At 71.8% G+C, this 23,763-nt stretch carries 18 protein-coding genes and 1 pseudogene; 11 read left to right on the top strand and 8 right to left on the bottom strand.

Annotated elements, in window-relative coordinates; genetic code table 11:
- Positions 1-110 precede the first annotated feature (110 nt).
- Positions 111-323, bottom strand: a pseudogene (locus ACFY32_RS29750) (LuxR C-terminal-related transcriptional regulator); the annotation flags it as partial.
- A 39-nt stretch (positions 324-362) separates the two neighbouring features.
- Positions 363-1,160 (bottom strand): DUF4157 domain-containing protein, encoded by a 798-nt coding sequence (locus tag ACFY32_RS29745; protein WP_390675878.1) that lies wholly within the window; start codon positions 1,158-1,160, stop codon positions 363-365.
- Positions 1,161-1,524: 364 nt separating this feature from the next.
- On the opposite strand from ACFY32_RS29745, the gene ACFY32_RS29740 reads away from it, so the two are divergent.
- On the top strand, positions 1,525-2,109 hold the full coding sequence (locus tag ACFY32_RS29740) for a DUF3291 domain-containing protein (protein ID WP_390675877.1): 585 nt from the start codon (positions 1,525-1,527) through the stop codon (positions 2,107-2,109).
- Between the two features lie 50 nt (positions 2,110-2,159).
- Positions 2,160-2,369 (top strand): hypothetical protein, encoded by a 210-nt coding sequence (locus ACFY32_RS29735; RefSeq protein WP_390675876.1) that lies wholly within the window; start codon positions 2,160-2,162, stop codon positions 2,367-2,369.
- Between the two features lie 26 nt (positions 2,370-2,395).
- On the opposite strand, the gene ACFY32_RS29730 is transcribed toward ACFY32_RS29735, so the two are convergent.
- On the bottom strand, positions 2,396-3,859 hold the full coding sequence (locus tag ACFY32_RS29730; RefSeq protein ID WP_390675875.1) for a hydrolase: 1,464 nt from the start codon (positions 3,857-3,859) through the stop codon (positions 2,396-2,398).
- A 458-nt stretch (positions 3,860-4,317) separates the two neighbouring features.
- Between ACFY32_RS29730 and ACFY32_RS29725 the strand changes: the two genes are divergently transcribed.
- From ACFY32_RS29725 to ACFY32_RS29710, 4 genes are read left to right on the top strand one after another with little or no spacing between them, the layout of a single operon-like run.
- Positions 4,318-5,382, top strand: a complete 1,065-nt coding sequence (locus ACFY32_RS29725) for a polysaccharide lyase family 1 protein (protein ID WP_390675874.1) — start codon at positions 4,318-4,320, stop codon at positions 5,380-5,382.
- A gap of 15 nt (positions 5,383-5,397) precedes the next feature.
- Complete coding sequence (locus ACFY32_RS29720; protein WP_390675873.1) at positions 5,398-6,411, top strand: polysaccharide lyase family 1 protein; 1,014 nt, start codon at positions 5,398-5,400, stop codon at positions 6,409-6,411.
- Between the two features lie 10 nt (positions 6,412-6,421).
- A complete protein-coding gene (locus tag ACFY32_RS29715; protein WP_390675872.1) occupies positions 6,422-7,447 on the top strand; it encodes a polysaccharide lyase family 1 protein in 1,026 nt (341 codons plus the stop codon).
- Positions 7,448-7,464: 17 nt separating this feature from the next.
- Positions 7,465-8,484 carry a polysaccharide lyase family 1 protein gene (locus ACFY32_RS29710; RefSeq protein WP_390675871.1) on the top strand — a complete coding sequence of 340 codons (1,020 nt, stop codon included), beginning with the start codon at positions 7,465-7,467 and terminating at the stop codon, positions 8,482-8,484.
- A 97-nt stretch (positions 8,485-8,581) separates the two neighbouring features.
- On the opposite strand, the gene ACFY32_RS29705 is transcribed toward ACFY32_RS29710, so the two are convergent.
- Positions 8,582-9,010 (bottom strand): VOC family protein, encoded by a 429-nt coding sequence (locus ACFY32_RS29705; RefSeq protein WP_390675870.1) that lies wholly within the window; start codon positions 9,008-9,010, stop codon positions 8,582-8,584.
- A gap of 32 nt (positions 9,011-9,042) precedes the next feature.
- Positions 9,043-9,423, bottom strand: a complete 381-nt coding sequence (locus ACFY32_RS29700; RefSeq protein ID WP_390675869.1) for an antibiotic biosynthesis monooxygenase family protein — start codon at positions 9,421-9,423, stop codon at positions 9,043-9,045.
- A 220-nt stretch (positions 9,424-9,643) separates the two neighbouring features.
- On the opposite strand from ACFY32_RS29700, the gene ACFY32_RS29695 reads away from it, so the two are divergent.
- Positions 9,644-13,351, top strand: coding sequence for a chondroitinase-B domain-containing protein (locus tag ACFY32_RS29695; protein ID WP_390675868.1), 3,708 nt, complete (start codon positions 9,644-9,646; stop codon positions 13,349-13,351).
- 24 nt (positions 13,352-13,375) lie between these two features.
- On the opposite strand, the gene ACFY32_RS29690 is transcribed toward ACFY32_RS29695, so the two are convergent.
- Positions 13,376-14,176 (bottom strand): FHA domain-containing protein, encoded by an 801-nt coding sequence (locus tag ACFY32_RS29690; RefSeq protein WP_390675867.1) that lies wholly within the window; start codon positions 14,174-14,176, stop codon positions 13,376-13,378.
- A 139-nt stretch (positions 14,177-14,315) separates the two neighbouring features.
- Positions 14,316-16,199, bottom strand: a complete 1,884-nt coding sequence (locus ACFY32_RS29685) for a serine/threonine-protein kinase (RefSeq protein ID WP_390675866.1) — start codon at positions 16,197-16,199, stop codon at positions 14,316-14,318.
- Positions 16,200-16,446: 247 nt separating this feature from the next.
- Between ACFY32_RS29685 and ACFY32_RS29680 the strand changes: the two genes are divergently transcribed.
- The 4 genes from ACFY32_RS29680 to ACFY32_RS29665 all read left to right on the top strand — a co-directional run bounded on the left by ACFY32_RS29680 (position 16,447) and on the right by ACFY32_RS29665 (position 22,265).
- Entirely contained in the window at positions 16,447-16,860 is a 414-nt protein-coding gene (locus tag ACFY32_RS29680) for an Hsp20/alpha crystallin family protein (RefSeq protein ID WP_390675865.1), read from the top strand.
- 308 nt (positions 16,861-17,168) lie between these two features.
- Entirely contained in the window at positions 17,169-19,802 is a 2,634-nt protein-coding gene (gene rph, locus ACFY32_RS29675; RefSeq protein WP_390675864.1) for a rifamycin-inactivating phosphotransferase, read from the top strand.
- 517 nt (positions 19,803-20,319) lie between these two features.
- On the top strand, positions 20,320-21,012 hold the full coding sequence (locus ACFY32_RS29670) for a response regulator transcription factor (RefSeq protein WP_390675863.1): 693 nt from the start codon (positions 20,320-20,322) through the stop codon (positions 21,010-21,012).
- Positions 21,009-22,265: a sensor histidine kinase gene (locus ACFY32_RS29665; protein ID WP_390675862.1), complete on the top strand. Its 1,257-nt coding sequence runs from the start codon at positions 21,009-21,011 to the stop codon at positions 22,263-22,265. Before ACFY32_RS29670 ends, ACFY32_RS29665 begins: the two co-directional genes overlap by 4 nt.
- Here ACFY32_RS29665 and hutH read toward each other — a convergent pair.
- The gene (gene hutH / locus ACFY32_RS29660) at positions 22,246-23,742 is read right to left on the bottom strand and encodes a histidine ammonia-lyase (RefSeq protein ID WP_390675861.1); all 1,497 of its coding nucleotides are present in this window, start codon (positions 23,740-23,742) and stop codon (positions 22,246-22,248) included. The two genes, ACFY32_RS29665 and hutH, sit on opposite strands and share 20 nt — an antisense overlap.
- Between the last annotated feature and the right edge of the window lie 21 nt (positions 23,743-23,763).

The following is a 23,763-nucleotide window of genomic DNA, read 5'->3' as shown; positions in this document are numbered from 1 at the left end:
CACCGAAAGTGACTGTCCCGCTGCCACCACCAGGGGTGTCACGCACCCCGCTCCGGCTGTCACGCCGGGGTGTCACTCGCCCGCCCTGCCCGCGGGACCGCGTGCGGGGGTCAGAAGCTGCGCGGAGTCACCAGGCCGGATTCGTGGGCGAGGACCACGAGCCGGGCGCGGTCGCGGGCGTGGAGCTTGGCCATGGCCCCGTTGATGTGGGTCCTGGCAGTCGCCGGGGTGATGACCAGGCGGTCGGCGATCCCCTCGTCGGACAGACCGTGCGCGGCCAGGGCGACCGCCTCTCGTTCGCGGCCGGTCAGTTCCTCCGGCCCGCCGCCGATGCGGGCGGGCGGCGGCCGGGTCCGTCCGTCCTACTCGATGTCCTTGGCGGAGTGCCGGGGCGTCTTCTTGTCGCCCTCGTCCGCACGCCGGGCGGGAGCGGTCCGGGAGCCCAGGAGCCGGGCGACGGCGTTGTTGCCCGCCGAGCTCTGCAAGGAGAGCGTCCGGGACACCGCGGTGGGGTCGGTCGCCCGCTGTACGGCGCCGAGTGCCGAACCGCCGAGCCGGGTGGTGAGGGAGGGGGCCGTATCGGCGCCCGCGGCGAACGCGGCTCCGTCGGCTGCGGCCGTCCGCTCGGAACTCTGTCCGGGGGCGGTGACGCGGACTCCGGCACCGTTGTCGTTGCCTGTTTCCCGGTCTCCTCTCAAGTTCTTGTCGACGTGCCCGAGTTCGTGGCCCAGGACCTCCCGGTCGGCGGCCGCGCCCCGGCCCAGGAAGACGTGGGTTCCCACCGTCATGGCCTGTGCGCCGAGCGCCTCGGTCGCACGCTGGGCGAGGGGGTCGTCGTGGATGCGGGCCGGGGAGAAGTCGTTCCGGTAGAAGGAGTCCGCCTCGGCACGCAAGGCCCCGGACAGGGGCCGGCTCGGCGAGGACAGGGCGGAGTTCAGCAGCGCGCTCTGCGTGGCGGGATCGGGACCCCCGGTACCGCCGTGGCCGCACCCGGCGTCGTGGACGTGCTGGTCGCCGGCGGCGGCCGTGGGGCCTGCCAGACGCTGGATCGATGTGAGGTCCGCAGAGGTCAGCGGATGCGGCGCGGGCGCACTCCGGGAGGGAACCCCCCGGCGGTCACCCGGACTTGTGCCGTCTGTTTCTTCCGATCGCGACCGCATGCGGTCCCACTTCCTGAGTCTGAACGGAGTTTGGCTCTCCGTCCATCTCTGCACTCGTGAAGCGGCGACGCCAGGGACCGGGAGGCGCCGACACAGGCAGAGATTCTGCCCTCGCGTGCCCGTCACACCGGTTCTTCACGGCCGACGGCGGGGGCGCCGGAGGCCACTTGCACGGCAAAAACGCAACTTCGACATGGGGCCGCGACGGCAGCTACCTTCACCTGGCCGTCGGTGGTCGCACCCGGGTCTGTCCGAGCTGAGCCACCCGCGGCGGCGCGAGGCGGTCACACCGCACCAACACCCGTCCCCATGCCTGTGCCACCGGACCGGGTCCACGCCAGGCACCCCGACCAGGGAGAGACGCATGCCCCAGCTTGCTCTGTACACGTTCGGCGTCCTGAAGTCCCCCCTTTCCGATCCCGCGCCGCTCACCCGCGAGTTCTACGCCGTCGGGGAGACCGTCTACCGGAGGATCAGCCGGCATCCCGGCTACCTCGGGCACGCCGAAGCGGCGGACGGTGTCCGGGGCTCGCTCTTCGAGGCGGACTGGGGCGCGTGGGGAGAGTTCGCCGTACCGGCCTGGTACGGCAAGGGCCGTACGGCGGAGACCACCGCCCTGGCCGCGACCCTCTCGCTCTGGACCGGTCTGCGTCCCGCCTTCGACGCCGTCTACACCGGCCGGCACCGTGAGGCGCTGAACCGGCGTCACGACTGGTTCGAGAGGACCGGACACCCCAACTACGTGTTCTGGTGGGCCTCCGACGATGTGACACCCACCTGGCGGGACGGGGTCTCCAGGCTGGAACACCTCCACGACCACGGCTCCACGCCGCACGCCTTCACCTTCCGCCACCCGTTCGCCCCGGACGGGACTCCGGCCGGGAGCGCGGGCGTCGGGCCGGAGCGCGGCCGAGTTCGCCGACAGGGGCGTCCGCACGACGGCCGGTGACCGGGCCCGCGGCACGGAGATCCGCCCACGCGTCCGGCGAGCCGCGCCTGGTGGCCGAGTCCTCCGCGCGGCGCAGCGGTGGCCTCGCGCTGGACGGCGCGGGGGCGGCATACGTCGGTGGCAACTTCTCCCCGCTCGGCGTCACGCTGGACAGCGTCCATGAGGTCGTCTACGTGAGCGCCTGCGAGGGCCAGTTGTGGCGGTTCTCGCTGCGGGTCCTCCAGAGCCCCGAGCCGATCGAGATCAGGACAGGGGTGTAGGGGCGCCGCCCGGTGGGCGGCTCGGATCACACCGTGAGCTTGACCGCCTCGATCCACGATTCGTTGTCGTGGGTGCCGGCGTAGGTGAAGTCGTACCCGGTCCCCGGTTCGTCGCACAGCAGGCCGATCCAGGCGTCGTCGTGGACGTAGGCGTTCTGACAGACGGCACCGGCGCCGGCGTCGACGTTGATGGTGAAGCCCAGCATGTTCGGGGCTCCGTCCTTCGTGCTGCCGACGTAGTTGTCGACGCCGTCCGCGGCGTTCGACCACGGGTCGGGGAAGTGTCCCTCGCCGTTGGTCGACGCGGGGTCGTGGACGTAGGCGCCACCGGAAGTGCCCTTGGAGCCGGACACGGCGATGTTGACGGCTCTGAGCGGCGTCCCTCCGCCCGGCTCACCCGCCGTGTCGCCGTCGCACGCGACGTCGGACCAGCCCTTGCCGGCCGCGTAGACCCGGTAGCAGATGTGCGGTTCGCCCGGGTTGTCCGCGGCCAGTTGCTGGACGACGGTAGCCGCGGTCTTCTCCGGTGCCTTCTTCTCCTTCTCCTTCTCCTGCTCGGCACCGCCGCCCCCGCCCCCGTCCCCGGCGCCCGCCCCGGCGCCGGCTCCGTCCGCCCTCGGTGCCCGGGTGGCGGCCGGAGGTACGGAGGCTTCGGCGGACGGGGCCTTCGGCAGCTCGGTGGCCGCCGGGGCGGACGAGGGCGGCAGGGTGCTGACGTCGGCGACCTGGGCCTGCGCGGTGGCGGCACTGCGGACCTGGGGCTTGTAGGCGAGCCACAGCGTCAGGAAGGTGATCGCCAGCGCCATGAACACACCGAGGAAGGCCAGCAGCCAGCGCGGCAGAAGGCCCCGCTGCACATACGTCCCCTCCACACCCAGCGGCGTCACGCCCGACCGCTGCACCGCCAGGGTGTAGGGCCGCTGTTCGGCCGACCCGAACCAGATGATCTGCCGTGGCTTCAGCGTGGTCCGTACGAACGCCGCCCGGCCCGGTTCGATCTGCACATTGCCGGGACGGATGTCGTACGACAACTGGTCGCCGTTGTCGCTGCCGCTCACCGACGCGGTCACTTTGGTGTTGCCGAGGTTGTCCACGGCCAGTTTCGGACGGCCCCGGAAACGGCCCTTCACCGTCGGCGGCACCAATTCCGCCCGGACTTCGGTGAACGGCGTGATGGTGAGGTTGCCCTCCGGGACCGTCGTCGCCTCGGGGTGTTCCGTCGGCGTGATCCGTACCGCGTACGGGTTCGGCCCCGCCGTCGCGTCCGGCGAACGCGGCGGCGCGAAGGTCAGGTCCACCGAGCCCGTCGTCCCCGGATACAACCGCAGCGACTGCGGCTCGACGACGGTCCAGGGCGCGGCCGGGCCGACCACCTCGAAGCGGTACTCGTCCACCACGTCACCGGTGTTGCGCAGCCGCAGCCGCACAGTCGTCCTACCGCCCGGGTCCACGGTCGCGGAGGCGGGCTCAAGAGAAGTCCAGAGGCTCACTCCCGGACGCTAAACGCGACGATGACGCCAAGTCAGGAAGCCATCGGGCACGTTCGGTGCCCGAACAGGCAGGAACGGCTGCCCATGCTCGGGCGGAGCGTCGGCGGCTGGGCATCGTCGCGTCGAGGCCCGGATCGGACCCCGAGGAACCGGAGGCGGGCCCCGGAGCCGGGTCCCGGAGAGGATCGGCCGACGGTTCGGCGTCGGCCCGGCGCCGGGACCGGCGCGGTGGAAACGGCGCCCGGGGGGCGTCGCCCGTCCCAACAGGCACTTGTTCGTTCCTGCGGAAAACGTTGGTTTTCGTCCGGGCACCCCCCTGTTGACGCGCTCAAGACAACGCCCCTACGTTCCGAGGAAAGCGCTTGCTGTCGAGTGAGCCGACATCTGCTCAGCACAGCCCCGGTAAGAGCACCCTCTTCGGCGTATCCGAATGACGGTACAGAAAGGGCTATCCCTCCATGCGATTATTCAGACGCCGTGCGTCCCGAGCCGGACTGATCGCCGCCGCGCTGATCGTCTCCGTCCTCGCCACCACCCCGCCGGCCGGCGCCCTCCCCGCCTCGGCTGTCTCCCCCTCCTCCCCCGCGCCCGCCTCCGCCTCCGCCTCCGCCGACGGATTCGCGTCCGTCGGCGCACTCGGACAGAACGGGACCACCGGTGGCGCGGGCGGCGCGGTGGTCACGGCGACCACCGCCGCGCAGTTCCTCGACTACATCTCCCGCCCCGAACCCCTGACCGTGCAGGTCAGCGGCACGATCACGCTGCCCGTCGGCTCCAGCGACGGCATGCACCCGGTCGCCTCGGACAAGACCGTCCTCGGCCTGGGCGGCACCGCCCGACTGACCGGCGGAGGCCTGCGCATCGGCCTGCCGGTCAGCGACCGGGTGACCTCGCCTCCCGCCGACGCGGTGCACAACGTCATCATCCGCAACCTGTCCTTCGACGGGGCCACGGACGACCTGATCAACATCCAGATGTTCTCGCACCACATCTGGATCGACCACAACGACTTCTCGAACGGCGACGACGGCGCCGTGGACATCAAGCGCGGCTCGGACTTCGTCACCGTCTCCTGGAACCGCTTCCACGACCACGACAAGACCCTGCTGCTCGGGCACGACGACGACAACGCCGCCCAGGACCGCGGACGGCTGCGCGTCACCTACCACCACAACTACTTCGACGCCTCCGACCAGCGCAATCCGCGGGTGCGGTTCGCCGAGCCGGTGCACGTCTACAACAACTACTACCGCGACAACAGTTACGGCGTCGCCTCCACCATGGACGCCGGTGTGGTGCTGGAGGGCAACTACTTCTTCAGCGTCAACAACCCGGCCCGCGTGGACTTCAGCGGTGATCTCGGCCGCCTGGTCGCCCGCGACAACGTCCTCGTCGACTGCAACCACCCCGTCGAGACGCGGGGCCCGGTCGTCGAGCCGCGCACGTACTACGCCTACACCCCGCACCGGGCGGCCGAGGTCCCGGACGTCGTCCCGGCCGGGGCCGGACCCGGCAGGATCTGAGGGACGGAGCCGACGATGAGCGACCTTCCTCCCCTCAGCCGCCGAGCCCTGCTCACGAGCGCGGCCACCGCTGCCTTCGCCGCCCTGCCGGCCACCGGAGCGCACGGCCGTACGCCGGCCGCCTCCCGCACGTCAGCACGTCGGGCCACCGTGGCGGCGCGGACCGCCGACGGCTTCGCGGGCGTCCCCGCACTGGGCCTGTCCGGCACCACCGGGGGCGCCGGCGGTCCGGTGGTCACGGTCACCGACCCCGACACGTTCCTGGACTACTGCGACCGCAACGAGCCCTACGTCATCCAGGTCGCCGGCACTCTGCGGATCAGCAGCAAGCAGGGCCTGCGCTCGAACAAGACCGTCGTCGGGCTGGGCACCGACGCCGAGATCACCGGCGGCGGCCTGGATATGTACCGCAGACAGAACGTGATCATCCAGAACCTGCGGTTCACCGGCGCCGACGACGACGCCCTCAGCATCCAGCAGTCCTCGCACCACATCTGGATCGACCACTGCACCTTCAGTGCCGGCGCGGACGGCCTGATCGACATCGTGCGCGGCGCGGACTGCGTCACCGTGTCCTGGAACCACTTCCACGACCACAGCAAGACCATGCTGATCGGCCACTCGGACGCCAACGGCGCTCAGGACCGGGGGAAGCTGCGGATCAGCTTCCACCACAACTTCTTCGACGGCACGGCCCAGCGCCACCCGCGCGTCCGCTTCGGCGAACCCGTGCACGTCTACAACAACTACTACCGGAACAACACCCTCTACGGCGTGGCGTCCACCGAGGACGCGGGCGTGCTGGTGGAGGGCAACTACTTCGAGGACGTCCCCCACCCGATCTACTCCGGCTACGACGAGAGCGGACCCGGCAGGGTGGTGGAACGGAACAACGTCTATGTGCGGTGCGGGACGCCCGAGACGCTGGGCACCGTGATCGAACCGCGCACCTTCTACCCGTACGTCCTCGACGCCCCCGCGGACCTCCCCGCCCTCGTGACCGCCGGCGCCGGCGCCGGCCGGATCTGAAGGAGCCCTCGTGTCAGAAGTGTCCCCGATCACCCGTCGCCGCCTGCTCGCGGGCACCGCCGCCACCGCGGCGGCCACCGCCCTGCCGGTGGTCGGCGCGGCCCCGCACGCCTGGTCCGCCACCGGCCCCGGACGGCTCGCCGCCATGGCGGCGCAGAGCGCCGACGGCTTCGCGAGCGTCAGCGCGTACGGTCTGACCGGCACCACAGGCGGTGCCGCCGGACCCACCGTGACCGTGAGCACCGGTACCCAGCTCGCCGACTACGTGGGCCGCAACTCCCCCTGCACCGTGCTGGTCTCCGGCCGGATCGAGATCGACGGCATGATCACCGTGGTGGCCGACAAATCGGTCCTCGGCATCGGCTCCACCGCCGAGATCACCGGCGGTGGTCTGCAACTCGGCTCCACCACCAGGCCCGGCAACAACGTCATCATCCGCAACATCCGCTTCACCCACGCCTCCGACGACTCCGTCAGCGTCACCAATCGCGCCCACCACGTGTGGATCGACCACTGCGACTTCTCGCAGGGGTACGACGGACTGCTCGACATCAAGCGGGAGTCGGACCTCGTCACCGTCTCCTGGAACCACTTCCACGACCACAGCAAGACGTGCCTGCTGGGCCACAGCGACAACTACACCGCCGACCGGGGCAAGCTGCGCGTGACGTACCACCACAACTTCTTCGACGGCACCGATCAGCGCCACCCGCGCGTCCGCTTCGCCGAGCCGGTGCACGTCTACAACAACCACTACCGCGCCAACCGGCTCTACGGCGTGGCCTCGACCGAGAACGCCGGCGTGCTGGTGGAGGGCAACTACTTCGAGAACGTCCCCCACCCGATCTACTCCGGCTACGACGACAGCGGACCCGGCAGGGTGGTCGAGCGCGACAACCTCTACGTCGGCTCCGGGGCACCCCAGACGCTGGGCACCGTGATCGAACCGCGCACCTTCTACCCGTACGTCCTCGACGCCCCGTCCGCCGTCCCCACCACCGTCCCGGCCGGCGTCGGCGTCGGCCGGATCGCCTGAGACCCAGGAGGCACACGATGCACCGCAGAAGCACCCTCCTCCTCGCGGCACTGGCCGCGCTGACCGGCACGGCCGCCACCCCCTCCCCCGGCACCACCGTCCCGGCCGTACTGGCGGAGCCGGCACCCGCCGGGTTCGCGAGCGTCGACGCGTGGGGGCAGAACGGCACCACCGGTGGCGCGGGCGGACCCACCGTGACCGTCTCCACCGCCGCCGACCTGATCGCCGCCGTCAAGGCCGACGGACCCCGGACCGTCCGCGTCAACGGCATGATCACGCTGCCCGCCGGGATGTACGACGTCAGCTCCGACAAGACGATCGTCGGCGTCGGCGCGAGCTCGGGCATCACCGGCGGGGGCCTCAACATCGGCCTCCCGGTGAACGACAGCGTCACCGCACCGCCCGCGAACGCCGTGCACAACGTCATCGTCCGCAACCTGACGTTCAAGAACGCCAGTGACGACTCCATCAACGTCCAGATGTTCTCGCACCACGTCTGGATCGACCACAACGACCTGTCCGCCGGATACGACGGGCTGCTCGACATCAAACGGGGCTCCAGCTACATCACCGTCTCCTGGAACCACACCCATCACCACGCCAAGAACATGCTGCTGGGCCACTCCGACAAGAACTCCGCCCAGGACACCGGCCGGTTGAAGGTGACCTACCACCACAACTGGTACGACCGCACCCCGCAGCGCAATCCGCGCACCCGCTTCGGCGACCCGGTGCACATCTACAACAACTACTTCTTCGACAACAGCGACACCGGCCCGGCCTGCAACGCGGACTCCGGCTGCTTCATCGAGGGCAACTACTTCGAGGACGTCGAGGAGCCCATGACCAACAGTTACTCGGGGCCCGAGGGCAGCATCGTCGAGCGGAACAACGTCTTCGCCGGCGACACCGGCGAACCGGTCACGGGCGGCAGCGTCGAGGACCCGGCGGACTACTACGACTACACGGTCGACGATCCGGGGACCGTCAAGGACGCCGTGACGCGCGGCGCGGGACCAGGCACCATCGGCCTCTGAACACCGCCCGGTACGGTCCGGAGCGAGACCGGACAGGGGCCGGCGGTCGAGGGATCACCGCAGTCCCGGCGGTGCCCGCTGACGCCGGCCCACAGGCTCAGTCGACGCAGAACTCGTTGCCCTCGATGTCCAGCATCGGGATGCACGCGTCATTGCCGTCGTACAGCGTCCGCACGTGTACCGCGCCGAGCGCGACCAGTCGCGCGCATTCGGCCTCGAGTACGGCGAGGCGTTCCTCGCCCACGAGTCCGGTGCCGACCCGCACATCGAGATGCACCCGGTTCTTGACCCGCTTCCCTTCGGGGACGCGCTGGAAGTAGAGCCGCGGGCCCACGCCCGAGGGGTCCACGCAGGCGAACCACGAACCGCGCTGCTCGGGAAGCTGCGAACGCGTGTAGTCCTCCCAGGTGTCGAACCCCTTCGGTGGCGGCGGCACGACGTACCCCAGCACCTCGCACCAGAAGCGTGCGAGCCGCTCGGGTTCCGCGCAGTCGAAGGTGACCTGGAATTTCTTGATCTCCGGCATCGGCGCACCGTACCAAGAGGACCGTCGGCCGGTCAGCCCGCCGCCGGGCCCGGCGGGACCTGTGCGCGCGTGAACCCGTGGCTCCGCTCCACCTTCGCCACGTGCAGGGTGTAGCTCCGGTACCACTCGGCCCGCCCGCGCTGCTGTGCCGCGCGGTGCTCGGCGTCGTTCCGCCACTCGGCGAGGGCCTCGGCGTCACGGAAGTACCCGACGGTGATGCCCAGCCCGCCAGGAGTCTGCGCGTGGTCCATCCCCAGGAAGCCGGGGATGTCCTTCACCAGTTCTTCCATGCGGGCGTTGGTCTCGCCGTAACCGCTCTGCTCCTGGGTGCGCACCGTGCTGAAGACGGCGACGTAGTAAGGGGGTTCGTACGCCTCGACGGGCGCGACAGGTGCTTCCGGGTGATCACTCATGGCGTCACCATAGGGCGGGTCGCGCCCGGTGATCCAGGGACCGGGTGCGTCCTCGGAGACTGCGGGAGGGGTCCCGTCACCCGTCTGGCACGGTACTCCCGCATGTGGTGCACCGTCTCAAGGTGCCCCACCGCACGGTCATCGACCACAACCGTCCGGCCCCGGAGCAGCCGTCTCGGCCGACCGGGGCCGTCGATCGAAGCGAGGCCCTATGAGAGGCATGTTCCACGCGCTGTTGGCGGGTGCGGCCGCCGTCGGAGTGTCGGGTGTGTTCCACCCGGTCGCGTCGGCCGCCGCCCCCGCTCCGCTGGAGGTCAAGAGCGTCACGGCGAGCGCCGATGACGGCAACGTCCCCGCCAACACCATCGACAACAATCTCAGCACCCGCTGGTCCGCCGAGGGCGACGGGGTGTCGATCCGCTACGACCTCGGCTCGGTGCGGACCGTAGGGTCGGTGTCGGTCGCCTGGCACCAGGGGGACAGGAGGAAGAGCACCTTCGACGTCCAACTGTCCGCGGACGGATCGTCGTGGAGCACGGTCGTGAACCGGAAGGCCAGCAGTGGCAGCACGCTCGAGCAGCAGAGCCACGACTTCGCCGACGCCCCCGCCCGCTACGTGCGGATCGTCGGCCACGGCAACACGTCCAACGACTGGACCAGCATCACCGAGACGGACATCTACGGGGCCGACGGCGGCGGAGACGATGGCGGCGGCTCCTGCGCGTACCCGGCCGACGTGCTGGACCTGACGAACTGGTACGTCGGGCTGCCGGTGGGCGAGGAGGAGTCCCCCACCAACGTCTATCAGCCCGAACTCGCCACGTACGCGAACGACCCCTGGTTCGTCGCCTCCGACGACTGCTCGGCCGTCCGGTTCCGGGCCCCGGTCAACGGGGTGACCACCAGCGGCTCCAGCAACCCCCGTTCGGAACTGCGGGAGATGACGGACTCCGGCCGGACCAAGGCGAGCTGGTCCTCCACGTCCGGCACTCACACGATGGTGATCGACCAGGCCATCACGGACGTTCCCGAGGAGCGGCCGTACGTCGTCGCCGGGCAGATCCACGACGCCGATGACGACGTCACCGTCTTCCGTCTGGAAGGCAGCAGGCTCTACATCACCGACGGCGACACATCGCATCACCACCTGGTGACGGACGACTACGAGCTGGGTACGAGGTTCCAGGCGAAGTTCGAGGTCAGCGACGGCAGGACCAAGGTCTACTACAACGGCGAGCTGCAGACCACGCTGTCGAAGGACTACTCCGGCGCCTACTTCAAGGCCGGCGCCTACACCCAGGCCAACTGCGGCAACTCGGACCCGTGCAGCGACGACAACTACGGCCAGGTGAAGATCTACGACCTGGACGTCACGCACGGCGACGGCGGCGACGGCGGCGACGTGGGCGGCGGGAACGGGACCGAGGCCGCCGAGCGGTACGGCTGGGGCACCCCGCTGCCCGTCTCCGACGAGTTCGACTACACCGGCGCGGTCGACCCCTCCAAGTGGGCAGTGCCCACGGGCGAGGTCGGCGGCACCGAGGGATGCTGGGAAGGGCACGCGGGGAACGGCCGCCGATGCGCCAAGAACAGCACCGTCGCCGACGGCCTGCTCACCATGCGCGGCGAGGCGAACGGCGATACGGGGTGGCTCAGGCAGCAGCGTGACGCCCAGTACGGCCGGTGGGAGATCCGTTCGCGTGCACGGAACACCGGCTCGGACGGCGGGCTCTACCATGTGCTGCACCTGATCTGGCCCTCCGCGGGCAACCGGCTGGAGAACGGGGAGTACGACTGGGTCGAGACCTCCGACCCCGCCGCGCAGTGCCTCACCGCCTTCCTGCACTACCCGAAGAGCCCGTCGGACGAGAAGGAGCACAACGACCTCTGCCCCGTGGACATGACGCAGTGGCACAACTTCGCGTTCGAGTGGTCGCCGGACGCGTTGGTCGGATACGTGGACGGCGTCGAGTGGTTCCGGGAGTCGGGCGGCGCGGACGCCGGCCGGGGGGACATCCAGACGATGCCCTCGGGACATCTGAACATCCAGCTCGACAACTTCACCGGCGGCAGCGGTCTGCGCCCGGCCGTGCTGGAGGTCGACTGGGTCCGGACGTACGGCATCGAGCCGGCGGGTGAGGACCCGACCGATCCCGGCGGCGGCTCGCCGGCCGAGGTCGTGGGCGTCTCGGCGAGTCCCGATGACGGCAACGTGCCCGCCAACACGCTGGACAACGATCTGAGCACCCGTTGGTCGTCCGAGGGCGACGGGGCGTGGGTCCGCTACGACCTGGGATCGGTGCGCACCGTCGGGTCGGTGTCGATCGCCTGGCACCAGGGGGACAGCAGGAAGAACACCTTCGATGTCCAGTTGTCCGAGGACGGGTCGTCGTGGAAGACCGTCCTGGCACGGACGACCAGCAGCGGCAGCACCCGTGAGCAGCAGGAGTACGACTTCGCCGACACCCCGGCCCGCTACGTGCGGATCGTCGGCCACGGCAACACCACCAACGACTGGACCAGCATCACCGAGACGGACATCTACGGGGCCGGCGGCGGCGGAGACGGCGGAGGGCCGGACCCCGGCCGCACGGTCCGCGTCGCCGACTCGGAGGCGCTGAAGGGCGCGTTCGCGGACGCGCGGGCCGGGGACCGCATCGTGCTCGCGGACGGCACCTACTCGATCGGCAGAATGACCGGCAGGAACGGAACGGCCGCCGAGCCCGTCACCGTCGTCGCCGAGAACCGCGGCAAGGCGCTGATCGACGACGGACAGTTGGAGGTGGCGAACTCCTCCTACGTCACCTTCGAGGGGCTGAAGTTCACGAACAGCGCCACACTGAAGATCACCAGCTCGAACAACATACGGCTGACCCGCAACCACTTCCGCCTGACCGAGGAATCCTCGCTGAAGTGGGTGATCGTCCAGGGCGCGAACAGCCACCACAACCGGATCGATCACAACCTGTTCGAGGAGAAGCACCAACTCGGGAACTTCATCACCATCGACGGCTCCGAGACCCAGCAGTCACAGCACGACCGCATCGACCACAACCGCTTCAGCGACATCGGCCCGCGAGCGGACAACGAGATGGAGGCCGTCCGGGTCGGCTGGAGCGGAATATCCCGGTCGAGCGGATTCACCGTCGTCGAGTCGAACCTGTTCGAGAACTGCGACGGTGACCCGGAGATCGTCTCGGTGAAGAGCAACGACAACGTCGTCCGCTACAACACCTTCCGTGCCTCCCAGGGCGTGCTGTCCCAGCGGCACGGGAACCGCGGCGAGTTCTACGGCAACTTCTTCCTCGGCCAGGGCAAGGCGGGGACCGGCGGAATCCGCCTCTACGGCCAGGACCACAAGGTCTACAACAACTACTTCGAGGGTCTGACCGGCAGCGGCTACGACGCCGCGCTGCAGATCGACGGCGGTGACGTGGACACCTCCGGCGCGCTGAGCGCGCACTGGCGTGTCTACCGGGCGACCGTCGTGAACAACACCTTCGTGAACAACGTGTCGAACATCGAGATCGGCGCCAACTACGGTCTCGCACCGGTCGACTCGGTCATCGCGGACAACGTCGTCACCGGCAGCCGGGGCAAGCTGATCAACGAAGTCAGGAAGCCCCAGGGCATGACCTACGCCGGGAACATCGCGTGGCCGACCGGATCGGCGACCCTCGGCGTGTCCGTACCCTCCGGCTCCGTCAGGGCGGTCGACCCGCTGCTCGCCTCCGACGGATCGCTGTACCGGCTCGGCGCGGAGAGCCCGGCGATCGACACCGGTACCGGCGGCCACGCCTTCGTGACCGACGACATGGACGGCCAGACCCGCACCGGCGGTGTCGACGCCGGAGCCGACGAGCGGTCGGCGTCCGCGGTCGCACGGGCTCCGCTGACCGCGGCGGACGTCGGCCCCGGCGCCGCGTAGGACGGGATGTGCCCCCGTCCGGCGTCACGGCTGCCCCACGGGGGTTCCGTCCGGCCCGCCGGGGGCGACATCCATCAGGTCCAGGTCCGGCGGCACGAGCGTCGTCGACTCGACCAGGCCCTTGAGCAGGTTGTGCAGCAGGCTGTTGTCGGAGGGGCGTTCCTCGGATCTGTCGTGCATCAGCGCGTACTTGAAGCCGGTGCCGTGCAGCCGGCGGCGTACCGCCTCTATCCGGTACTCGATCCTGCGCTCGTTCCAGTTGCCGTCCGGGCGCAGGTGGACGAGCTGCCGGGCGGCCATGGAGTACGTCAGGGGCCGCGGGTCCTCTTCGTAGAGCAGGTAGCGCTGGCCGAGGACGACGAGGAGCAGCCGTTCGTCGTCGTCGAGGGCCCAGGTCTGCGGCCGCAGGGTGTCGGCCCGGCGGCGGGAGACCGGGCCCCGGTCGTCGTAGTCGGCCACGTACAGCTCGACCAGGTGCTCGCGGTAGCCGGAGCCCGTGACGAACAGGGGGGTGTATCCGGTCGTGAGCGGCACGGGCTCGGTGGTGGTGTGCATCCACCGGCCGCGCGGCAGCCGCACGAGCTGGAGCCCGGTGTTCCGCAGCCACCAGCGGTTCTGACGGAACGTCAGCTCTCCGTGCCGGCGGCTCACCCGGAGATCGTCGACACCGACCTCCAGGTCCACGTGGGGGGGCTCGCCCCGCCCGAAGCGGACGGTCCGTCCCGGGCTGGGCGGTACGCGGAGGTCGCCGGTGACCGTGCGCGCGTGCAAGGTTCCGGGCTCGGTGGGCGCGACGCCGCGCGCCAGGCTGGTGGAGAAAGGCATCACTGGTCTCCTCGGTGCGCGGGGCGTGCGACGCCGGCGGAACGGCACGGTGGGGCCGCGGTCGACCGGCCCCGGCCCCACGCGCCCTCCAGCCTGCGCCGACCGGTCCGGGACCCGTCCCGAAAGCGCCGGGGCGCAGTCAATCGGCGGGCAGCTTCGCGGCCGCGGCGGCGGCGAGGCCGGTGACCATGTCGCAGAGTTCGGCGGCGGGCCGCAGGCCGCCGACGTACAGGCGCAGCATCTCCGCGGCGGTCTCGGCGTCGTGGCCGCTGTACTCGCGGTAGAGGACGAAGGCGGTGCAGGTCCGGTCGCCGTTGCCCGCCGGCACCACGACGGCGTCTCTGCCGCCCAGCCGGACGGGGTCGCCGTCACGCGCGGACTTGGGCTGGTCGCGGAAGAAGGCGATCCCCGCCTCCAGGTCGTCGATGTCGCTGAACCACTCGCAGCTCCAGTTCGCCACGCCCGCCTCGGGCGTGCCGGCGCTGATGCCCGGCACGGCGGCGGACAGCGCCCTGGCGTCGAGCAGCCCGCAGGCGTCCGCCCAGGCCAGGGAGTCGGCCGGGTAGCCGGGTCGGCGGCGGGGCAGCGGGCCCCGGTTGAGCGCGTCGGCGGCACTGCGGGCGGCGGCTTCGGCGACCGTGCACAGCGTGGCCGCGCCGCCGGCCACCGTACCCTCGCCCACGTCGACGCGGACCCGGACGACATCGCCCGCCTCGCCCCGCTTTCCGTGGGACAGCAGGAGCCCGCACTCGTCCTCGGCCGGCGGTTCCTCCCGCACCGCGATCTCCCCGATGGTCCGGGAGGGCAGCGACACCTCCGGGGGCGAGCCGTCGCGCAGTTGGAACGACACATCGATGCGGTTCCTGTCATCGGTCTGGACGAGCACGTCACAGCGGTCGAAGTTGCCGTAGTCCACATCCACGTGGCTCTTGCCGAATCGGTCGAACGCCGCGGTGTCGGCCAGGGCGCACACGTCGGCCGTGTGCGGATCGCCGACCAGGGACCGCGCCGCGCCCGGTGAGGGGTCACCGGGAAGCTGCCGCTGGGCGGAGCCGCGGCCGGCCCCGGTCACGGCGTCGTCGTCCCGGTCGGCCCGGCCGCCCGGGACGGTCAGCAGCGCGGCCGCCACCGCGGCGCTCACCGCGAGCGCCGCGGTGAGCAGCCACCGGCGGCCGCGGGGGCGCCGGTCCCCGCGTTCGGCCACGGCTGCCAGGAGCCGCCCCGCCTCCAACGCGTCCGGGCGTCGCGCCGGATCGCGTCGCAGCATGGCCGAGAGCACGGGGTACAGGGCGCCCACGGCACGGGCGTCGATCTCCACGACTCCCTGTTCCGCTTTCCAGCACGTCAGCCGTTCTCCGTCCTCGCCTCCGGTCCGTCCTTCCGCGTCCCCACGCGGTGGTGCGCCGGTGACCAGCGCGTGGAGCGTGGCGGCCAGGCAGAACACGTCCGAGGCGGGCCGGGGGACGTTCCCGCGGGCCAGTTCGGGAGCGGCGTAGTCGGGGGTGAAGCCGTACGGGCGGTTGGCCGTGATGGTCTCGACGCCGCCGACGCGGTACGCGGCGCCGAAGTCCAGCAGCTTGGCCTTGCCGTACCGGGTGAGGCCGATGTTGGCGGGCTTGACGTCGCAGTGGACGACTCCCGCCTCGTGCAGTGCGGCCAGCGCGGTGGCGAGCTGGGCGCCGATACGGGCCGCCTGCCGGGGCGGCAGCGGCGGCTTCCGGGCCAGGCCGCCGGGCACGTACTCCATGACGAACCAGTACGTCGTGGCGGTGTCCTGCGCCGGCGCCTCGGTCACGACGTCGAAGAGTGTCACGACGTGGGGATGGTCGCGGAACTTGGCCAGCGCCCGCGCCTCGCCCAGCAGTTGCAGCGCGGTCTCGCGGTCTCCCTCGATCCGCTCGGGCTTCAGGGCGACGTCCTGCCCCACCACCGTGTCGTGGGCGAGCCACACCTCGCCGCTCCGCCCCGTGCCGATGACCTCTTTCGCGACGTAACGGCCGGCCAGTTCGTCTCCGGGACGCACCGTGTTCCTCCCCATCGCGCCGGTCCGGAAGGCGCGCGGCCCGTGCTGTCCGCGCGGGGACGAATCTACTGCGTGAGGGAGAGGTCACACACGGTTTCCGCAGAGCCGCGGACTTGAGTCGGAAGCCATCGATTTGTCACAGCTCCGACTTGTCGATCAAAGCCCGGTTGCGTTATACGGAAGTGGGCCGTCTGCGGGACGGGACCGCAGGCGCAGTGCCCGTGTCACAGCGAAGGGAGAAACAGGCATGCTTGCGCGTACCGGCGCTCTGGGGGAGCTGGACCGGCTCACGCATCAGCTCACGCGTGCGGGCAGTTCGGTCATCCCGGTGGACGCCTGGCGCGACGACGAGGCGTTCTACCTGCAGTTCGACCTGCCCGGCATGGACCGCTCCAGCATCGATCTGACCACGGAGGGCACCTCGCTCACCCTGAGCGCCCAGCGCCCCTCCCCCGTCCCGGCCGGTGCGCGGCCGGTCCTCACCGAGCGTCCCGCCGGACGGTTCACCCGCCATCTGACCCTGTCCGACGCCCTGGACACCGCGGCGGCCGAGGCGGCCTACGACAACGGTGTGCTCACCCTGCGCATCCCGCTGGCCGCGCACGCCAAGCCCCGCAGGATCACCGTGTCCGGCGGCACTCCCAAGCAGCTCACGCCCTGACCGGGTTCGCCCGGGAAGCCGTCCGTCCCCCTCACATCCATGAGCGCCGACGACAAAGGCAGGGAGTTTCCTCTCCCTGCCTCTCCCAACGTATAGCACGCATGGGGGCTTGCCACAAGCCCCGGGCGGTGCCGCAGAATCGTCCGCCGTGGCCACCACCTGCGTCAACGACGGGAACGTCAGGACGAGCGGTGCGGCCACGGACGAGGACGGCGCCGGGCACAGGTTCCCCGGATCTCGGGCGCCGGGAGTTCCATCGACCGGTGCAGTGCGGCGGGGCACGGCTGCCATGGAGGTATCGCATCACAATGACCGAGCAGTACGTGCTGGATCTGCGGGAGGCCGCCGAGACGCGGACCGAGGTCGTCGGCGGCAAGGGCGCGCATCTGGGAGCGCTGTCCCGGCTCGACGGCGTCCGGGTGCCGGACGGGTTCTGCGTGACGACGGACGCCTTCCGGCGGATCATGGCGCAGGAGCCCGCGCTCGACGACCGCCTCGACGAGCTGTCGCGTCTTGACCCGGACGATCTGGAGGGCATCCGCACCCTCGGTTCGCAGATCCGCCGGACCTTGGAGGGCATCGCCGTCCCCGGCGGCATCGCGGCGGCGGTCACCCGGGCGCTCGGCCGGCTCGGCGACCGTACCGCGTGTGCCGTCCGGTCCAGCGCGACGGCGGAGGACCTGCCGACGGCCTCGTTCGCGGGCCAGCAGGACACCTATCTGAACGTCGTGGGGCCGGCGGAGGTGCTGCGGCACATCAGCCGCTGCTGGGCTTCGCTGTTCACCGAGCGGGCCGTGGTGTACCGGCTGCGCAACGGCATCGACCACCGCACGGTCCGGATGGCCGTGGTCGTGCAGCGGATGGTCTTCCCGGACGCGGCCGGCATCCTGTTCACCGCCGACCCTGTCACGGGCCACCGGAGGACCGCCACCGTCGACGCCGGTTTCGGCCTCGGGGAGGCCCTGGTGTCCGGGCTGGTGAACCCGGATGTCTTCACGGTCCGCGACGACGAGATCGTCGCCCGGACCATCGCCGCCAAGCGGCACGCCGTCCAGGCACTGCCCACCGGCGGCACGCGGGACGTGCCGATCGACCCGCGGCGGCAGCGACTGCCCGCGCTGACGGACGAACAGGTGGTACGGCTCGTCCGGCTCGGACGGCGGATCGAGGCATACTTCGGCCGCCCGCAGGACATCGAGTGGTGCCTGGCCGGCGACGAGTTCCAGATCGTGCAGAGCCGGCCGATCACCACGCTGTTCCCGGTGCCCGAGACCGACGGCACGGCCCCGCGCGTCTACCTCTCCGTCGGTCACCAGCAGATGATGACCGACGCCATGAAGCCCCTGGGGCTGTCCATGTGGCGGATGACGGCCATGGCGCCGATGCACGAGGCCGGCGGACGGCTGTTCGTGGACGTCACCGCGCGCCTGGCCGCACCCGCCGCCCGCGCCGGCCTCCTGGACCTCATCGGCAAGGGCGATCCGCTGACCAGGAACGCCCTGGAAACCCTCCTCGACCGCGAGGATCTGCTGTCCTCCCTGCCCGACGCGGGCCCGGCCGGGCGGCCGGGCGCCGGTCACGGCGGAGCACCGGCCGGCGGTCCGCCCGCGCCCGTCGACACCGATCCGGCCGTCGTCACCGAACTGATCGCCCGCAGTCAGGCGTCCATCGCCGCCCTGGAACGCGACATCCGCACCCGGAGCGGACCGGCGCTGTTCGACTTCCTGCTCAAGGCTTTCGAGGAGCACAAGCGCGTCCTCAGTGATCCGCTGAGCATCAAGGTGATCATGGCGGGGATGGAGGCCACCTGGTGGCTCAACGACAACCTGCGCCAGTGGCTGGGCGAGAAGAACGCGGCCGACACCCTCACCCTGTCCGCCCCCGGCAACGTCACCTCGCGGATGGGACTGGAGCTGCTCGACGTCGCGGACGCCGTGCGCCCGCACCCGGAGGTGGTGGCGTTCCTGGAAGGCGTCGAGGACGACGGCTTCCTGGACGAGCTGGCCGGGCTGCCCGGCGGTGGCGCGGCGCGCGACGCCATCGAGACCTACCTCGGCCGGTACGGCATGCGCTGCGTCGGCGAGATCGACATCACCAGGCCCCGGTGGGGTGAACACCCCGCCGCGCTGGTGCCGTTGATCCTCGACAACGTACGGGCCTTCGAGCCGGGCGCCGCCGAGCGGCGCTTCGCGCAGGGGCAGCGCAGGGCGCGCGAGAAGGAGCACGAGGTGCTGTCCCGCCTCCGGGCCCTGCCGGACGGAGACCGGAAGGCCGAGGAGACCAAACGGATGATCGACCGGGTGCGGACCTTCATCGGGTACCGGGAGTACCCGAAGTACGACATCGTCAGCCGCACCTACCTGTACAAGCAGGCGCTGCTGCGGGAGGCCGAGCAGCTCGTGCGGTCCGGGGTGCTCGCCGAGCGGGAGGACGCCTTCTACCTCACCTTCCCGGAACTCGGCGACGCCGTGCGCTCGCACCGGGTGGACGGCGACCTGATCCGGCGGCGCAAGGACGACCACCGGGCCCACCGGGCGCTCACACCGCCGCGGGTGCTCACCTCCGACGGCGAGGCCCTCGACGGCACGTACCGGCGCGACGACGTGCCGGCCGGCGCCCTGACCGGCCTGCCGGTCTCCGCGGGCACCGTGGAGGGGCGGGCCCGGGTCGTCCACGACGTGGCGCGGGCCGACCTGCGCCCCGGCGACATCCTGGTCACCACCTTCACGGACCCCAGTTGGTCGCCCCTCTTCGTCGGGATCGCGGGCCTGGTGACGGAGGTGGGCGGTCTGATGACCCATGGCGCGGTGATCGCCCGCGAGTACGGTCTGCCCGCCGTCGTGGGCGTGCCGGAGGCCACCCGGCTCATTCGCGACGGACAGCGGGTCCGCGTCCACGGGAGCGACGGCTACGTCGAGATCCTGCCGCCGGAAGGGCGGTGACGGGCCCGAGGCCGTACGGCTCGCCCTGACGCCGCCGCCGGGCAGCCGCCGTTCGCCCGCATGGCCGTCCTTCAGCACACGGGTACATCCTGTCGCCCCGCGCGTCCGCACCGTCCGGCCCTCGCCCGCGTGCCGCCGCTCGCGGGCGGTCCGTGCCGGGCGGGCGGGCGGCGTGAGCGGAGTGCCGGATGACGCCGAGGACGATGGAGACGGCACGGCTGGGCGCCGAGGTGGCCGCGGACGCGCCTGCCGAGGGGATTCCCCGGCGGATCTGCGCGGCGGTTTTCGGCCAGCGGCGAGCGGTGGACGGGTGGGGTGTGACCGGTGGGCACGCGGATGAGGGACGGCCGGGAGTGCGGGATACGGACAGGTGTTCCCGGTGGCTCCCTCCCCGCGGCGGTACGCGCTAGCTTGATCCCGCCGATCGAATCCTCGTTCGGCAATCCGGCCGGGGACACGGAACGTCCGTGTCCCGCGCGGGAGTTGACGTCGAGGCGGGGGCGAGAGGAGCCGCACGGTGGCGCACGCACACGCACACGCACAGGAACGGGAGGCAGGCCGGCTGCTGCTGGTCGAGGACGACCGGGACCTGGTCGGGATGCTCTCCGAGGTGCTGCGCGACGACGGGTACCACGTCGACACCGCGGCCGACGGACAGCGCGGGCTGCACCTGGGGCTCACCCGGCAGTACGACGTACTGGTGCTGGACCGGCGGCTGCCGGTGCTGGACGGCCTGGACCTGCTGGCCAGGCTGCGGTCGCGTGCGGTGCGCACACCGGTGCTGCTGCTGACCGCGATGGGCACCGTGCACGACCGGGTCGACGGCCTGGACGCCGGCGCCGACGACTACCTGGTCAAACCGTTCGAACTCGACGAACTCTCCGCCCGGCTGCGCGCCCTGTGCCGGCGCGCCCTCGACGTCACCGACGTCCTGCGGATCGGCGCCGGCAAGCTGTACGTCGGCCCGCGCGAGGTCGAGCTGCCCGACGGGGAGCGGATCGCCCTGGCGGCCCGGGAGTTCGCGCTGCTGTGGGCGCTGGCTTCCCGGCCCGGCATCGTGTACTCGCGCACGGAGCTGCGCCGGATGGTCTTCCAGGAGGCGCCCGCCTCGTCCATCGTCGACACCTACGTCTACTACCTGCGCCGCAAGCTGGGCCGGCAGGTGGTGCGCACGGTCCGCGGCCTCGGCTACGAGCTGGGGGCGCTGTGAGGTTCTCGCAGTTCGCGGAGCGGACGGAGGTGCGGCTGGCGCGGCTGCGGATCGCCGTGATCACCGCGGCGATCATCACGCTACTGATGGTGATGGTCGGCCTCGTCGCGGACGCGGTGATGACCCGCGCGCAGAGCGACCAGGTGTGGCGGGAACTGCGCTACGGCGCCTCGCGCGGCGACCTGTCCAGTCCGCCGGTGTGCACCTGGCTGTACGCGGACGACGTCACCCCGCTCGCCAACGCGCCGAAGGGGTTCCCCGTCCGGGCCGACCTGGAGACGGTGCGCCGCACCGGCGAGGCGGTGGAGCGGGTGGTGCACCGGGCCGGCACGGTCTACCGGGTGCGCAGTCAGCTCCGCGCGGACGGGGACCTGGTGCAGGCGGTGTTCGACATGCGCTTCCAGCTCGCCGACCGCAGGCACCTGTGGTACGCGCTGGGTGTCGCGGAACTGGTGGGGCTGATCGCCGCGACCGTCACCGGCACGGTCCTCGGCAGGCTGTCGGTGGCGCCGCTGGCCGAGGCGCTGGCCCGGCAGCGGCGGTTCGTCGCGGACGCCAGTCACGAACTGCGCACCCCGGTGACCCGGGTGTACACCCGCGCGCAGGTGCTGTCCCGGCAGGCGCGGGCCGCGGGGCTGCCGGCGGAGCACCGCGACGGGCTGGACCGGCTGGTCGGTTCCGTGGGGCGGCTCGGCGCGGTCCTGGACGACCTGCTGCTCTCCGCGAGCCTGACGGCGGACCCCGCGAGGCCGGCCGAGCGGGCGCCGGTGGACCTGACCGCGCTGGCCGAGTCGGTGGTGGCCGAGGAGGCGGAGCGGATCGGGGACCGTGGTCTGACCGTCACGGTGGACGGCGCGCACCGCGCGCTGTACGTCGGCGGGATCGAGTCGGCGCTGCGCCGGGCCGTCGGCGAGCTGCTGTCCAACGCGATCAGCCACACCCCGGCGGGCGGACGGATCGAGGTGGTGCTGACCCGCTCGGGTCCGCTGGTCGAGCTGACGGTGTCGGACACCGGGCCGGGTTTCCGGCCGGCCGAGGCGGAGCGGCTGTTCGAGCGGTTCCACCGGGCCGGGGACGGCGGCCGGTACGGGCTGGGGCTGGCGCTGCTGCGGGAGGTCGTCACGGGCCACGGCGGCACGGTCACCGCGGCGGGCCGGCCGGGGCACGGCGCCCGGTTCACCATCCGGCTGCCGCCCTGCGCTCCCCCGCCCGTGCCCGCCAAGTCCACGCCGGTCACGGCAGGTCACGGGTGAGCAGCAGTCGGGCGGCGGCGCGTACGTCGGCGTCCAGCGGGCGGTCCGGTTCCACCGGGGCGATCTCCCCCTCCAGCGTCTCCAGGAGGGCGGCGCACCGGGGTGCGGTGGGCCGGCGGGCCCCGGCGTGGGCGGCCTGGCGCAGGCCGAGCGCGAGCGACCCGACGAGCAGGCCGAGCAGGCCGGCCGTGTCGTAGGAGCGCAGCGCGGCCTGGGTGCCGAAGGGGACGACGTCCTGGTTGTGCAGGTTGGTCGGCAGGCTCTGGGCGGCGGCCGGCGCGGCGTTGCGGCGGATCTCCGCGACGAAGGCGGTGGTGGCGAGCTGGACGCCCTGCAGGCCGTGCTGGACGCCGGGGGCGGTGGTGAGCATGGGCGGCAGGCCGCCGTTGCGAACCGGGTCCACCAGCAGGTCGAGCTGGCGCTCGGCGAGGTTGCCGAGCTGGGCGGTGACGGAGGCGAGCAGGTCGGCGGCGAACGCGGCGGGCTGGCCGAAGAAGTTCCCGCCGTGCACCACCTTGCCGGCCGTCCCGTCCGCGGCGAAGAACAGCGGGTTGTCGCTGATCCCGCCCAGGTCGGCGGCGACCACCCCGTCGACGTACGCCAGGGCGTCCTCGGCGGCGCCGAGGAGTTGCGGGGAGCAGCGGATGCTGTACGGCTCCTGGAGCGGCCGGGTGCCCGAGGGGGTGGCGCCGGTCAGGGCGTGCCGCATGCGGGTGCCGACGGCGGCGGCGCCGGGGTGGCCGTAGGCGCGCAGCAGGTCCGCGTCGAGGAAGCCGGGGTCGCCGCCGAGGAGGTCGGTGAGCAGGCAGGTGAGGTCGGCGAGGGCGCGATGGGCGGCGCGGACCGTGTCGCGGGCCAGGGCCAGGGCGGCGGTGGTGACGGAGGTGCCGTTGACGAGGGCGAGCGCGTCCCGGCCGTCCAGGGTGAGCGGGGTCAGCCCGGCGGCGGTGAGCGCGTCGGCGGCGGGCATCCGGCGGCCGTCCAGGTAGGCGTGGCCCCGGCCGCGCAGGGCCTGGGTGGCGTAGGCGAGCGGGATGAGGTCGCCGCTGGCGCCGACGGAGCCGTAGCGGGGGACGGCGGGGGCGAAGGTGGTGGCGAACATCGCGGCGAGCCGGTCGACGGCCTCGGCGGAGACACCGGAGTGCCCCTGGGCCAGGGACCAGGTGCGCAGCAGCAGGGCGCCGCGGGCGATGTCCGCCGGCAGGTCCGGGCCCTGGCCCGCGCCGAGGTGGGCGAGGGTGTTGTCGCACTGGTCGGCCTCGTCGGCGCGGCCCGCGTAGCCGGCCAGAGCGCCGAAGCCGGTGGTGGCGCCGTAGACCGGGCCGTCCTCGCGCAGGGCGCGGAAGAGGCGCCGGCCGCGCTCGATGCGGGCGCGGGCCGCGGCGTCCACGGTGACGGTGAGCGGTGTCGCCGCGCGGCGCAGGGCGACGGGGTCCAGGGGGCCGGTGAGGGTGACGGAGTCGGTGGCGGTGGGCACGGTGACGAACGTAGGCGGGGA

The organism is Streptomyces sp. NPDC000134, assembly GCF_042899225.1.
GTDB lineage: Bacteria > Actinomycetota > Actinomycetes > Streptomycetales > Streptomycetaceae > Streptomyces.
Note: the sequence above shows the minus strand (reverse complement) of the source record. Positions and strands in the feature narration are given on the sequence as shown.